Origin of the sequence: Daejeonella sp. (assembly GCF_037719425.1) — a bacterium.
Classification (GTDB): Bacteria; Bacteroidota; Bacteroidia; order Sphingobacteriales; family Sphingobacteriaceae; genus Daejeonella.
The window spans coordinates 1-14304 of the sequence record NZ_JBBJNI010000110.1; the positions used below are offsets into that span (position 1 = coordinate 1).

The window sequence follows — 14304 nt, forward strand, 5'->3', positions numbered from 1 at the left end:
TAAACATTCCCGTTATTATTCAGGACCATCAGCTAAGCGATATTTCCCTGTCGGTCGATTTTCTGGTAAATCTGTCTGCCAAACTGAAAAACTTAAAATATATCAAATTAGAATTCGGCAATATTATCAATAAAGCCAGAAAGATACTGGCCCATCCAGCTTCAAAGCTTGAGGGCGTTTTTGGAGGTAACAGTGGTGTATTCCTGCCGGAGGAATTTGAAGCGGGTTGCTGCGGGACAATGCCTGCCTGCTATATGCCAAAGCAATTCAGTGAGACCTGGGAGCTGCTGGAGCAGGGGAAGTTCAAAGATGCAGTTCAGCACTTTGCACCGTTCTCGCGGCTGGCTGCTTATGAGAAGGATATTGCGAACCGCTGTTTATGGAAAGAAATTCTGGTAAAACAAGGCGTTATCCGGACATCCAGAATCAGAGGCCCTGTTCCTGCATTCTTTGAAGATTGGGATAAAGATCAGCTGTTGCAGGTTGCGAGCAGTTCGGGCCTTAAATACTAAAGCTGTATCGTCATGGACTTTAAATTGTCAACGTTAGATATTTCCATCTTTGCCATTTACATTCTTGGTGTCCTGGCTCTGGGAATGTATGCCTCCAGCAAAAAATTAAAAACAAAGCGCGATTATTTCCTTGCCGGAGACAAATTGCCCTGGTGGATGATTGGGGGAAGTATTGTGGCAGCTAATCTCAGCAGCCATCAATTAATAGGCACTATGGGTGTGGCTTATAGCCGGGGTTTTGTCGCCATGATTACAGAATGGGGTGCAATATTATTAGGGTTTAACGCCCTGATTTGGATATTCCTCCCATTTTATCTGCGAAACGGGTTTTACACCATGCCGGAATTTCTACAAAAGCGATTCGGCGGGGGAGCCCGTACAAATTATTCCGTCCTCGTTGTTTTTACCTATATTTTTGTGGAGATAGGGGCGGTCTTATATTTGGGTGCCCTCTCAATTCATTCGTTACTGGATATTCCGATGTGGTGGAGTGTAGTAGTCCTGGCATTAGCCACTGGCTTGTATACCATCCTTGGGGGCCTAAGAGCCGTGATATGGACTGAAATGTTGCAGTTAAGTATTCTTATACTAGGGATGGCTGTTTTGTCGTATATGACGATAGATGCAGCTGGCGGAATCTCAGCAGTGCTGGCCACTTCTAAAGATTGGGATCTCCTTCTGCCCGCAGACGATCCCGCGTTTCCGTGGACAATGTACCTCGGGGGAGCTATTTGTATTAGCGTGTTTTACTGCGCAACGAACCAGTTCATTGTTCAGCGAACTTTAGCGGCTAAAGATCAATGGCATGCCCGTATGGGAGTGATCTTTGCAGATTATCTCAAGTTTTTGATTCCTTTTATGATCATTGGCCCCGCCCTGGTGGCCCAGAAAATGTTTCCGGATCTCGAAAAACCAGATCTTATATTTCCAACTCTGGTAAAGAACATTCTTCCTTCGGGTTTAGTGGGGCTGGTTATGGCAGGACTTATCGCCGCAATTATGTCGCACTTATCAGGGGCTATTAATTCATGCACAACGATCCTGACTATGGATGTTTATTTGCCATATTTCAAAAAGGATGCAACAGATGCCGAGTCGTTAAAATTTGGAAGACTTTCCGGAGTTGTCATCATCGCGCTCGGAATAATTTGTACGGGACTGTTAATAAGCCATTCAGATAAGCCAGTGTTTCTTTATTTACTGAGCGCATATGGTCTTTTTACACCCGGAATTGCAACCATGTTTTTAATGGGGATACTCTGGAAAAAGACAACTCACGCAGGGGCGCTGGCTGCTGGCATCCTGACCATCCCAATGTCTTTCGGCATGGAATATTTATTTCCTGACATGCCTTTTTATAATCGTACTGGCATTGTGTTCTGGACCTGTATGCTAACATGCACGGTTGTTAGCCTGTTCACCAAGCGTAAATCAGATGAAGAGCTGGTGGGACTGATCTGGACCAGGAAAAGCCTGGAAATACCGGCTGAGGAAAAAGAACAAAACCGTGGATTCCGCAACCCGGTGATTTATTGGGCAATTGTAACGGGAGCGGTTTTATTTTTCTTTATCAGGTACGCATAAAAAGACCAAAAAAATGAGATGCAAATTCAGACAATAGAAGTTTTTTCATTCAAATTTGATCACCATTATCGATTGGGCGGGCACACCGAATCCCCTAACCGGTTCCCGGGAACAGATTATTACTTTGAGCCCCAGTGGAAGCATGCTTACAGCCGGCTCACGGAGTCGTGCCTGGTTAAAATTACAACCAATACAGGCTTAGTGGGTTGGGGTGAAGCGCAGTCACCGCTGGTTCCGGAGGTTCCTGCAACCTTAATATCAAAATTAATGGGCCCTGCAATACTGGGTCTCGATCCAACCGATACTGACTTCATCTATGACCGCTTGTACCATCTTAGCCATGCCCGCGGGCATACAACCTCCTATACCATTGATGCAATCACGGGTATTGATCTTGCGCTATGGGATATAAAGGGCAAAGCCGAAAACAAGCCTGTTAATCAATTGCTGGGCAGAGTTGTGAACCACAGACTGCCTCTCTACGTTTCCGGGCTTAGAAGACCAGAATTAGCTGATCGCGAGTTATTGGCAAAAGAGAAAATCGCAGAGGGCTTCAAAGGAGTGAAAATTTTTATTGGTGCCGGAGCCAAAGAGACTCTTCGCGAAATAGAGGCAATTCGTACCGCAATCGGCCCGGATGCCGAACTTGCATTTGATGCAATTTGTCGCCATGATTATGCTACCGCTTTACAGATCGGATCGGGTCTTGATCAGCTTAACGCGATGTGGTTTGAAGCCCCAATTGAGCCTGAGGATATTGCCGGACATGCTAAATTAGCTAATAACATTAAAACTCCGATTGCAATTGGTGAACCTCTTAGAACTGTACGCGAATTTGAACCCTGGCTTGCGTTGGATGCGATGCAGATTGCTCAGCCTGATATTGTGAGATGCGGGATAACCGGGGGGCAGCGAATTATAAATAAAGTAACCGAAAAAGGTCTTAAGGTTAGTCCGCATATCGGCATTTGCACCGCTATAGGCGTAGCGGCAACCTGGCACGTCACTTCTGTACTGGAAAATGCAACATCCCAGGAACATCAACTGGATATGTTTGAAACGGCTAATAAAGTACTAGATACTCCGCTACAGGTTGAATCCGGAAAGGCAATTGTTCCTGTTGGAGCTGGCTTAGGCATTTCTGTTAATGAAGATTTTGTGAAAAAAAATAGTTCGGAAACCTGGATGGTTTCCTTATAACCCTAATGATGAAGTTCCCGCAGCTCGCAAATGCAGATAACAGCACCTGCTTATTAGGAGAAAGCCCGATTTGGGATGCCATAAATGAACGGATTTTGTGGCTGGATATACTGAATAGAGAAATTCACCAATTCTATCCTGACTTCCAGGAGCACAAAATTGTTCAATTGGACAAAATCCCAGGCTGCATTACTTTGAATGTCCGGGGAGAGCTGCTCGCGGCGGTTGAGGATGGCTTTGCTGCGGTAGATATTGAAACCGGCGGATTAACGATGCTGGCCGAAGTTGAGAAAGGTAACGGTGATAATAGGTTCAACGATGGGAAATGCGATGCCCGGGGTCGTTTTTGGGCCGGAACTATGTCAATGTCGGGAAAACCAGGACTGGGAAGCGTCTATGCACTGGAGACTAATGGTTCAGTAACATTAAAGATAGAAGGAGTCGGCTGTTCAAACGGCATGGCATGGAGCCCGGATAATACAAAGTTTTATTATATTGATTCTCCGACTAAGCAGGTAGTTTCTTATGATTTTGATTTAGACAGCGGAGAGATATGTGGAAAGCGTGTAATTATAAGTTTCTCCTCCGGGGACGGAACACCGGATGGAATGACCATTGACAGTGAAGGAATGATCTGGATAGCATTATGGGATGGCTGGGAAATAGTCAGGGTTAATCCTGTAACTGGGCATATCCTGGAAAGTGTTCCTTTACCTGTATCCAGGGTAACATCATGTACGTTTGGTGGTGACCAGTTACAAGACCTATATATTACATCGGCAAGAATTGGTCTAACCGGCATTGAATTAAAAAAACAACCATTTGCAGGAGCACTCTTTGTTATTAAGAATGCTGGATTTCAAGGATTTAATATCTATAAAATTTAAATATAAAATGAAACTGATACGATTTGGAAAACCAGGGTTTGAAAAACCCGGTGTAATAGATGAAAATAATGTGCGAAGAGATCTATCTACTGCATTCAGAGATTGGGACCGGGCTTTTTTTAACGATTATGGAATAGAAAGGGTCAAATCTTATCTTATCCAGCATCCAGATATCCCCGCCGTACCGGAAGACGCCCGATGGGGAGCATGTATTGCACGTCCGGGTAAAGTGATATGTATAGGGCTTAACTATTCAGACCATGCGGCAGAATCAGGAATGCCGGTTCCGGAGCAGCCTATTATCTTTCAAAAAGGCTCGAATACCGTCGTAGGTCCCTTCGATCATATCTTAATCCCCAGAAAAAGTGAAAAAACAGACTGGGAAGTGGAATTGGGGGTAGTTATAAGCAAAGACGCCCGGTACCTTGAAAGTGCAGATGACGCCAGGCACTATATCGCAGGCTATTGTGTCGCTAACGATGTATCCGAACGGGCTTTCCAATTAGAGATGGGCGGTCAATGGACAAAAGGTAAATCCTGCGACAATTTTACTCCTATTGGACCCTTTTTGCTTACTGCAAATGAGGTAAAAGATCATAAAAATCTCAGCATGTCTCTCAGCGTAAATGGCAGCAGGATGCAGACCGGAAATACAGCAAAAATGGTGTTCGATGTCGATTTCATTGTACACTACCTTTCTCAATTCATGACACTTGAAGCAGGGGATCTTATACTTACAGGCACCCCTCCTGGTGTGGGTCTGGGAATGAAGCCCCCGGTTTATCTCAAGGAAGGCGATTTAGTTGAATTATCTGTTGAACATTTAGGGGTTCAGAGACAAACTTGTATACAAGCATAAAGCAATGAAAAGATTTGAAAATCAGGTAGCAGTTGTTTCCGGTGGAGCAGATGGCATAGGAAAGGGAATTGCAGAGCGTTTGCTGTCCGAAGGGGCGAAAGTGGTATCATTTGATGTTAACGCAGCCATGTTAGCCAGAACGGTTGAAGGTTTCTGTGAAAGGGGTTTTCAGGCCGACGGAATGGAGGTAGATATCTCTGATGAACAAAATGTGAACGAAGCTTTCGATCGGGTTTACAATAAGTTCGGCAAATTGGATATCATGGTGAATTGTGCCGGAATAGTTGGCCCTACTGCTACTAAAATTACGGATTACAAGGTTCTGGATTTTGACAAAATCTACTCCATAAATTTAAGAGGTGCCTTTTTGATGACGAAGAATGCTATCCGGATCATGGAACAAAATCAGTACGGACGCATTTTGCTAATTGCATCGATGGCCGGGAAGGATGGAAATCCGTATATGGCTGGGTATACCGCGATGAAAGCCGGTGTAATTGGATTAGTTAAAGGGATTGGAAAAGAGTACGCAGATTCGGGAATTACTGTAAACGGGCTTGCCCCCGCAGTAATAAAAACCGCCATGAATGCAGACACCGCACCCGAACAACTCAAGTATATGATCGATAAAATTCCAATGAAAAGGTTGGGGACAGTAGAGGAAGTATCCTCGCTGGCTGCATGGATAGTGTCCAGGGAAGCGAGTTTTAACACGGGTTTTATATTTGATATTTCAGGAGGGAGGGCCACATATTAACTTATCTCACATGCAATTTGACAGTTTGATAGTAGTGTAACTGTAAGACATTTAAGTTAAACACTAACAAATATATATACTAATGACAAAGATCATAACCCTCACACTAAGCCCGACAATTGATAAAAGCACTTTTGTTGATCAGTTGATCCCGGAAAAAAAACTCAGCTGTGAACCGCCGAAATTTGAAGCAGGTGGCGGAGGTATCAATGTTTCAAAAGCTTTAAAAAAACTTGGAACGGATTCTCTTGCATTGTTTCCAGCTGGTGGAATGCCGGGAAAACTCCTGCAAAGCTTATTGGAAAAAGAAAATGTAGATTATCATGCGATTGAAACCAGGGATCCTACACGTGAAAATTTTATCGTAGTTGAATCTTCGACTAATCAGCAGTTTCGTTTCGGAATGCCAGGAACTTTGCTTTATCCGAACGAAGAAACGCTGATCTTAAAGAAACTTAAACAACTGGCGGCAGGATCAGAATATATCGTAGCAAGCGGCAGTGTTCCGCCAGGGATCAAAGCTGATATTTTTGCCAGGGTTGCCAGGGTTGCAAAAAAAGCAGGCGCTCGTTTTATTGTAGATACTTCAGGCGAAGCTTTGAACGAGGCCGTAGATGAAGGTGTATTCTTAGTGAAGCCGAATCTTGGAGAACTCAGTAACCTCCATGGAAAAGGGGTATTAAGTAATGAATCAGCTGATGATGCTGCAAGGGATCTGATCGAAAAAGCTAAATGCGAGGTGGTGGTGGTATCCATGGGTGCACAAGGGGCATACCTGGTTACCCGTGACCAGACCATGCATGTTCAGGCTCCTGTAGTGAAAAAATTAAGTACGGTCGGCGCAGGCGACAGCATGGTGGCCGGCATGGTTCATGCATTATCTCAAGGGAAAACCATGGCGGAAGCTGTACAGATGGGTGTTGCTTGCGGAACCGCCGCTACGATGAATGCAGGAACAGAACTCTTTAAAAAAGCAGATGCCGAGAAACTTTTTAGATGGCTGATAAAATGAAATAAAACAACGTTTCACAGGATTCTACCAGGCACTCCAAATTAGCTAAGAAAAGAAGTGATGATAGCCAAAAGGAACTTTAAGTGTAATTAGCGGTAAATAATGCGTAAAAATAACTTTTAGCTATTTTTATGGTTATCAATACAAAATGTCAACTATGAGTAACAATTATTACAACGCCGACGACCTTGCCAAATTTGGCAACATTGCAGAATTTCATAAGGGGCTTGCTGATAAATTTTTTTCCTATTATGGAGAGGTATTCGATGAAGGAACTTTGACGGCAAAAGAAAAATCATTGATCGCTCTTGCCGTGGCCCATGCAGTTCAATGCCCATACTGTATTGAGGCGTATAGCGCCGACGCTTATGGCAAGGGCTATAGTGAAGCCCAAATGATGGAAGCTGTACATGTTGCTGCAGCAATCAAAGGGGGTGCGGTATTGGTGCATGGGGTGCAAATGATGAATAAAGTGAAAGAGATAGGAATGTAGTATGAAGTCGCTTAAAGTGCTCCAGCACCCTCTCGCGGAGACCCATAACCAGCTTGCCATTCTGGAAGGGAGTGGGCTGTACAAACATGCTTTGTTTGCGGATAAGCTAGCCGCGGCGGGAGTGTTCCCTTTGCGGCCTGTGGATATTGATATCTTCCAGGTCAACGTGGGCAAGATGTGCAATCAGGTGTGCAGACATTGCCATGTGGATGCGGGCCCGGATCGCAGAGAAATCATGACCCGCCAGACGATGCAGCAGTGCCTCGATGCTTTAAGGAATAACCCGCATTTGAAAATAGTAGATCTGACAGGCGGGGCACCCGAAATGAATCCAGACTTCAGGTGGTTCGTGGAAGAAATAAAAAAGCTTGATCGTCATGTTATGGTCCGCTGTAACCTTACCATCATACTGGCCAATAAAAAGTATCACGACCTGCCTCAATTCTATCGTAAACACAACATTGAAGTAGTTTCCTCACTTCCATTTTATACGCAGGACCGAACCGATCGCCAGCGCGGGAATGGGGTGTTTGAAAGTTCTATCAAAGCGCTTCAAATGCTTAATGAGGAAGGTTATGGTAAACAAGGAACAGGATTGATCCTTAATCTGGTTTATAATCCGGCGGGCGCTTTTATGCCTCCGTCTCAAAGTTCCCTTGAAAAAGAGTATAAAAAAGCCTTATTGGAGCAATACGATATAGAATTTAACAGCTTATTTGCTATTACCAATCTCCCAGTAAGCCGGTTTCTGGACTATCTCTTAGAAAGTGGAAATTATGAGAGTTATATGGATAAGCTGGTGAATGCCTTTAATCCTGTAGCAGCTGCCAATGTTATGTGCCGTAACACCATATCTATTGGCTGGGATGGCTATTTATATGATTGTGATTTCAATCAAATGCTGGATTTAAAAGTCCAATCTTCAGTCCGGCACATATCCGATTTCAATGCTGCTGTGCTTACCGACAGAAATATCATTGTAAAACAACATTGTTATGGCTGTACCGCAGGCTCTGGGGCAAGCTGCGGGGGGACTTTAGTGTAAAAATTATCGGCCGGCGATGTGATGCATAGTAAGCATCTACATTATACATAATACTATGGATCAAGATTATTTAGAAACAACAAAAGACGTCTACCGGGAAGCAGCCGAAAATCCGCAGGAAGGGCTATGTTGCACTACCACTCCGGTGTGGCAACTCCCTGGGCTGCAGGTCCCCGCAAAAATGATGACCATGAACTATGGATGCGGCAGCACTATCCATTTACGTGATCTGGTGAACGATCCAAAGATCCTGTACGTTGGTGTGGGAGGCGGTATGGAATTATTGCAGTTCTCTTATTTCAGCAGACAGGCTGCAGGGGTTACAGGTGTGGATATCGTAGATGAAATGCTGCAGGTCTGCAAGGAGAATCTGGCGGAGGCGGAAAGGCAAAATCCTTGGTTTAGCTCCGATTTTATAAGCCTGGTAAAAGGAGATGCTTTGCAATTGCCTGTAGAAGATGACAGTATGGACATTGCAGCTCAGAATTGCCTGTTTAATATATTCAAGCAGGATGATCTGAAGAAAGCGATTCAGGAGATGTACCGGGTGCTAAAGCCACATGGCAGGCTGGTTTTGTCGGATCCTGTGTGTGAGCAGCAAATGCCCGAAAATCTAAAAGAGGATAAGCGCCTCCGTGCCCTTTGCCTGAGTGGTTCCCTGCCCCTGAACGAATATATAAAAATGATCACCAATGCCGGTTTTGGTACCGTGGAGATACGGGCCAGGCGCGCTTATCGCATCCTGGATCCGTTAAACTATGATACCACAGAAAGGCTCTTTATTGAAAGCGTGGAAGTTTGTGCAATAAAGGACCCCATGCCGGCCGACGGGCCCTGTGTATTTACGGGTAAAACCGCCATTTACCATGGAGATCAGCAGTATTTCGACGACGGGCTGGGGCACGTTTTAATGCATAATCAGCCGCTTGCAGTTTGTGATAAAACCGCAGCTAACCTTGCGGGCCTAAACCGCCCGGATATCTTTATTTCAAACTCAACCTGGTTTTATGACGGCGGCGGATGCTGCTGAAAAAAAAAATAGAGTATGGCCAAACGTGAGTTTGACATCATTATAATTGGAGCCGGTTCCGGCGGTTTGAGCGTTAGGTTGTTTATGAACCAGGCGGGCTTCAAGGTGCTCATGATATCCAGAAGCGACAAGGATATTGGCGGCGACTGTCTGAACGACGGATGTGGGCCAAGTAAATCGCTGATACACACAGCAAGAATCATCCAACAGCCCGGCGAGCTTATACAGGAGCTTATTCTTGCCGCTGCAAACAGGCTTTCTGTGAAAGCAATTTTTAATAAGATCTACCCTTATCCTGTTGCATCGCGCATCAATCAGGGCCTGATCACCGAGCTGATGTCGGAAGGCTTATCCGGAAATGTAAAGTTGCTATTACGCATAGCTTATAAAATTTTCAACTGATGGGACTCTGGCAGCAGATGGGCAGGGCGAAATATACCTTCATGGGTTTATGGATTTATAGTATTGATGATCGCTTATGGAGTATATTCCACTTTTAACAAGATCAGGATACAAGTGAAAAAATAAATTAACATGAAACACGCCTTATTAATATTTACTAAAAATCTGGAAGAGGGTAAAGTAAAAACCAGGCTTGCAGCAACTATTGGTACCAGTGCGGCCCTTTCCGTTTATAAGGAATTACTGCTTCACACAGAACGAAACGTCCGTGGTGTAAAAGCGAATATGACCGTGCTCTATTCCGACTACATTGCAGCCGGTGACATGTGGGACGAAAACTCGTACAGTAAAGCTGTGCAGCGCGGTGCTGACCTGGGAGAAAGGATGCGCAATGCCATATACAACGCAATTGCCCGGGGAAATAAACGGGTTGCAGTCATTGGTTCGGACTGCCTGCAGCTTACGGAAGAAATCATTGATGAGAGCTTCAGACAACTGGAATATCATGACATTGTGATAGGCCCCGCAGAGGATGGGGGTTATTATCTGATAGCCATGAAGAGCTTACATGAAGATCTGTTCCGGAATATGGTCTGGAGCACCAGTGAGGTGTTGAAAGACACCCTCTCAAGATGCAGAGATCTGAATCTCAGTGTATATTGTCTGCAGGAATTTAACGACATTGATACCGAAGCCGACCTGATAAAAGCTTCCGGTAAATTATTTTACGGGAAGGAGACGCATGATTAGCGTCATCATACCGGCATATAACGAGGCCAGTCAGATCGCGCAGACTATAGATGCAGCACGCCGATCAGCGGCAGGGGGCGAGCTCGAGATCATAGTTGTAGACGGGGGGAGCGCCGATGAAACGGCCGATGTTGCGGTCCATGCAGGGGCTAAAGTCTTGAGGAGCGGAAAGGGGCGCGCTGTACAAATGAATTACGGGGCAGCACAGGCCAATGGCAGCATTTTGTACTTTTTACACGCGGACTCTATGCCCCCGGTTAACTACGACCGGCAAATTTTAAATGCTGTTAAATATGGGGCTGTCGCAGGTTGCTTCAGGATGTTATTCGATGATAAACACTGGTTCCTAATGGCAAATGCGTGGTTTACCCGTTTTGATGCTAATGCTGTCCGTTTCGGTGATCAAAGCCTCTTTGTGCTTAAGAATGCCTTTGGACGCAGCGGGGGATTCCGGGAGGATCTGTTAATGATGGAAGATCAGGAGATCATCCATCGGATAAAGAGGGAAGGGACGTTTATAGTATTAAAAGATTATGTTACTACCTCTGCCAGAAAGTATGTGGATAACGGCCCATACCGTATGCAGGGAATTTTCTACCTGATCTGGACGCTGTATTACTTTGGCTGGTCACAGGAATCCCTGCTCAAGCTGCACCGGAAACTTATTCGTAAAAATAAACTCTGAATGATGAAACCACATCGTAATTTACTGCTGAAAAGGAACTGAGCGTGACCGGTCGAACGGAAAAAATTGCTTAAAATCTAAATTGAATGGATGAGATAAGACTAGTATTTGACATTAAAGGGGGTTTGGCCCTGATGATAGTATTCGTGGTACTATTCGTTTGTCAGCAAAGATGGAAACTCCGCCGGCCGACCCAGTCCGTTTTTAAACGAACATTCACCAACGTGCTCGTTTCCATGCCATCGTTCGTGCTGCTGCGATTTGTGTTCCTGCCGCTAATGGTAGGCCTGGCCATTAGAAACGAGGACTGGCAATGGGGACTGCTGTACGTAATCGATATTGACCCCTATATAAAAACCCTGATCGCCTTTCTTTTCCTGGACTATACGAACTATTGCTGGCATATCCTGAATCATAAACTGCCGGTCTTGTGGCGATTTCATGTCGTACACCATTCCGACCCCGATCTGGATGTGAGCACCGCACTGCGTTTTCATTTCGGCGAGCTGATAGGCTCCGTTTTTTTCCGGGGAGCATTCGTACTTCTCTCAGGTGCAAGCCCGCTGCAGGTGCTTTTGTACGAGGTGGTTTTTGAAGCAGCAACCCAATTCCACCACAGTAACTGGAAACTTCCCTACAGATTTGAGAAGATATTAAACTGGCTGATCGTAACGCCCCGGATGCATGGCATCCATCATTCGGTGATCAAAAATGAAACAGACAGCAATTATTCGGTCATATTCTCCTTTTGGGACCGGCTTCATAGAACTATCCGCGTAAATATACATCAGGACGAAATCTTAACCGGGGTCCCCTCATATCACGATCCTGCAGAGCTTACCGTACCTTTTTTGCTTAAAATGCCTTTTACCCGGATCCGTCCATGGCCGAAGGATCTTAACGCACGTCCCGAACGCAAACCTGCGAGCGGAGAAGATATGCTTAAAGGATAAGCCTGGTTTCCCTGCAGCTTGCGGGGGAACGAACGTCCCGTCTAATTAATTGCCAAATTGATAAGTTGTTTTAACAGTATTGATCTCATTAAGAAGACTAATCCAGACGAATCGCCGCCGAGCTGCCAGAACATTCCGTTCAGCTTATTGTCGATCACATATTTGGTTTTATCGGTAATAGAACGTACCGTAGTCTTTGAAGCTGCTATCTATACAACGCCCCTTCTACTAATTATAAAGCAAATACTTCTTCCTCATTTCCTTGTACTGAGACAAGCCCGGCTCCCAGCTTGCGCGGATTTCCGCTTCAGATTTACCGTCGATGATCTGCTGGCGGAAAAGGCCGGAGCCGATCTGGACCTCGATATTATTCATCTGGTTGCTTAGCTTGGAGTCGAAGAATTTTTCTTTATAAGGATGTGCCTTATACAATTCCATTATCCATTGGATATTTACCTGCTTCTTCTTTCTCAATTGCTCCACGTCGTAGTTGCGGAGATCAAGTCCGTAGCAAACCTGGTTCATAAAGAGGGGCGTTTCTGCCATGCCTTTAATACCGGTTGGGGTATAGCTAAATTCATACTTACCCTTTAGCTCCGGGCTGCCGATTACAGTAAACGGAAAATATGTACCGCGGCCGTGATTCAGGTAGGTTCCTTCAAACATACAGGTAGAGGGATAAAGCATGATCGCCTGCTGGGTATTTAAATTAGGTGAAGGGCTTACAGGCAGGGTGTAGGGCATATCATGGTTGTAATTGGCCACTTTTACGATCCTGAGCTTACATTTTACTCCATTTGTTAACCATCCCTGGCCATTTGCCATTTGTGCAAATTCTGCCACGGTTAATCCATGAGACATAGGCATTGGGAACATACCGATACCTGATTTGTACTTCATATCGAGTATGGCGCCGTCTACAAGATAGGCGTTAGGGTTAGGCCGGTCCAGGATAAGAAGTTCCTTGCCACTTTCCTGACAAGCTTCCATCAGGCGGCTCAGCGCGTTGATATTGGTATAAAAGCGTACCCCTACATCCTGCAGGTCATATACCATTACATCAACATCAGCAAGGTCTTCTTTTGTAGGCTTATTTTTTTTCCCGTATAATGAAATTATCGGGATGCCTGTTTTAGCATCAATCTCATCCGAAATCTGTACTCCTGCACTAGCGTTGCCCCGGAAACCATGCTCCGGGCCGAACACTTTAACCACATTTATTCCCAGGCTCTTCAGGCTGTCGACCAAATGAGTTTTCCCGATTATACTGGTAAGGTTGGCAAGGATGGCCACGCGCTTTCCTTTCAGGTAAGGGACGTATTCTTCTGTGCGTTCAGCACCGGTTTTTATTGGATTTGCAGGGATTATGCCTGATGTATTTTGTGGTTTGGTAGAAGAACAGGCTAGGGTTAGGAAGGCAAGGATAGTTATTATAGATTTCATATTAGATATTTTATGATTTAAAGGTAATGGTTTTTATTTATCCTGCCGTGTGCAACTTGCAAAATACCGCAACTTTTAACCGTATTGCCCGCATGTTGGTGGCGAGGGCATCACCCGCTCTCACCCTGTCTTAGTACTGAGATCACCCTTAGATCACACATAGATCACCCTTAGATAAAAAGGCTATAAATAGTTGCGTTACTCTGCGGGTTTTCATAAATGGTAACGATTTTTGCGGGTTTATGCCACGTAGAAGTAGTAAGGGAAAGGAATGAATGAAATGCAACGTGTCTCGTCCTGAAATAGCGTCAGGAATGTATGTGGCTTCTGGAGGTAGTTTGTAAATATTAAATCTGATTAGAACCAACCTGCCAAACCCCGATTTCGCGCAGAATTTCCCCTTCTTTTTCATTTCTTTCCGGTAAAACCCAGGTTTCTCAATTACGATTTTGGTAATACGGCTTTCACCGCCATTGCGAATTTCATAATTGCCGGTTTACCAGCATTGCGAAAGTGATAATAGCGCTTTCACCGGCGTTGAAAATATGGTAAAAGTGCATTTGATGCGTAAAAGACGAGGATTTTTAGTAAATTAAGGGTAGGAGGAATGATGTATGAATTCGGAAGTCCGAAACAAATGTCTTGTCCTGAAATAGGTTGACAAATTAAGTCACTTAAAAACAGGATAACAT

Annotated in this window: 15 protein-coding genes; 14 read left to right on the plus strand and 1 reads right to left on the minus strand. The window is 44.8% G+C overall.

Annotated features, from left to right (window positions below; genetic code table 11):
- The 14 genes from WKF69_RS13865 to WKF69_RS13930 form a co-directional block, all read left to right on the plus strand.
- A partial coding sequence (locus tag WKF69_RS13865) for a hypothetical protein (RefSeq protein WP_340382670.1) occupies positions 1-512 on the plus strand: 512 nt, incomplete at its 5' end.
- Between the two features lie 12 nt (positions 513-524).
- Positions 525-2096 (plus strand): sodium/solute symporter, encoded by a 1572-nt coding sequence (locus WKF69_RS13870; RefSeq protein WP_340382671.1) that lies wholly within the window; start codon positions 525-527, stop codon positions 2094-2096.
- 18 nt (positions 2097-2114) lie between these two features.
- Positions 2115-3296, plus strand: a complete 1182-nt coding sequence (locus WKF69_RS13875) for a mandelate racemase/muconate lactonizing enzyme family protein (RefSeq protein ID WP_340382672.1) — start codon at positions 2115-2117, stop codon at positions 3294-3296.
- Between the two features lie 5 nt (positions 3297-3301).
- On the plus strand, positions 3302-4183 hold the full coding sequence (locus WKF69_RS13880; RefSeq protein WP_340382673.1) for an SMP-30/gluconolactonase/LRE family protein: 882 nt from the start codon (positions 3302-3304) through the stop codon (positions 4181-4183).
- 7 nt (positions 4184-4190) lie between these two features.
- The gene (locus tag WKF69_RS13885; RefSeq protein ID WP_340382674.1) at positions 4191-5042 is read left to right on the plus strand and encodes a fumarylacetoacetate hydrolase family protein; all 852 of its coding nucleotides are present in this window, start codon (positions 4191-4193) and stop codon (positions 5040-5042) included.
- A gap of 4 nt (positions 5043-5046) precedes the next feature.
- A complete protein-coding gene (locus tag WKF69_RS13890) occupies positions 5047-5799 on the plus strand; it encodes an SDR family NAD(P)-dependent oxidoreductase (protein WP_340382675.1) in 753 nt (250 codons plus the stop codon).
- 82 nt (positions 5800-5881) lie between these two features.
- Positions 5882-6811 carry a 1-phosphofructokinase family hexose kinase gene (locus WKF69_RS13895; protein ID WP_340382676.1) on the plus strand — a complete coding sequence of 310 codons (930 nt, stop codon included), beginning with the start codon at positions 5882-5884 and terminating at the stop codon, positions 6809-6811.
- A 157-nt stretch (positions 6812-6968) separates the two neighbouring features.
- The gene (locus tag WKF69_RS13900) at positions 6969-7304 is read left to right on the plus strand and encodes an arsenosugar biosynthesis-associated peroxidase-like protein (RefSeq protein WP_340382677.1); all 336 of its coding nucleotides are present in this window, start codon (positions 6969-6971) and stop codon (positions 7302-7304) included.
- Between the two features lies 1 nt (position 7305).
- Positions 7306-8349 (plus strand): arsenosugar biosynthesis radical SAM (seleno)protein ArsS, encoded by a 1044-nt coding sequence (arsS, locus tag WKF69_RS13905; RefSeq protein WP_340382678.1) that lies wholly within the window; start codon positions 7306-7308, stop codon positions 8347-8349.
- A 55-nt stretch (positions 8350-8404) separates the two neighbouring features.
- The gene (gene arsM, locus WKF69_RS13910) at positions 8405-9379 is read left to right on the plus strand and encodes an arsenosugar biosynthesis arsenite methyltransferase ArsM (protein ID WP_340382679.1); all 975 of its coding nucleotides are present in this window, start codon (positions 8405-8407) and stop codon (positions 9377-9379) included.
- 15 nt (positions 9380-9394) lie between these two features.
- Entirely contained in the window at positions 9395-9781 is a 387-nt protein-coding gene (locus tag WKF69_RS13915) for an FAD-dependent oxidoreductase (RefSeq protein ID WP_340382680.1), read from the plus strand.
- Between the two features lie 132 nt (positions 9782-9913).
- The gene (locus WKF69_RS13920; protein ID WP_340382681.1) at positions 9914-10531 is read left to right on the plus strand and encodes a TIGR04282 family arsenosugar biosynthesis glycosyltransferase; all 618 of its coding nucleotides are present in this window, start codon (positions 9914-9916) and stop codon (positions 10529-10531) included.
- Positions 10524-11216 (plus strand): TIGR04283 family arsenosugar biosynthesis glycosyltransferase, encoded by a 693-nt coding sequence (locus tag WKF69_RS13925; RefSeq protein ID WP_340382682.1) that lies wholly within the window; start codon positions 10524-10526, stop codon positions 11214-11216. Before WKF69_RS13920 ends, WKF69_RS13925 begins: the two co-directional genes overlap by 8 nt.
- Before the next feature lie 86 nt (positions 11217-11302).
- Positions 11303-12169 (plus strand): sterol desaturase family protein, encoded by an 867-nt coding sequence (locus WKF69_RS13930; RefSeq protein ID WP_340382683.1) that lies wholly within the window; start codon positions 11303-11305, stop codon positions 12167-12169.
- 228 nt (positions 12170-12397) lie between these two features.
- Here the strand turns inward: WKF69_RS13930 and WKF69_RS13935 are convergent, their stop codons facing one another.
- Positions 12398-13612 (minus strand): DUF1343 domain-containing protein, encoded by a 1215-nt coding sequence (locus tag WKF69_RS13935; protein WP_340382684.1) that lies wholly within the window; start codon positions 13610-13612, stop codon positions 12398-12400.
- Between the last annotated feature and the right edge of the window lie 692 nt (positions 13613-14304).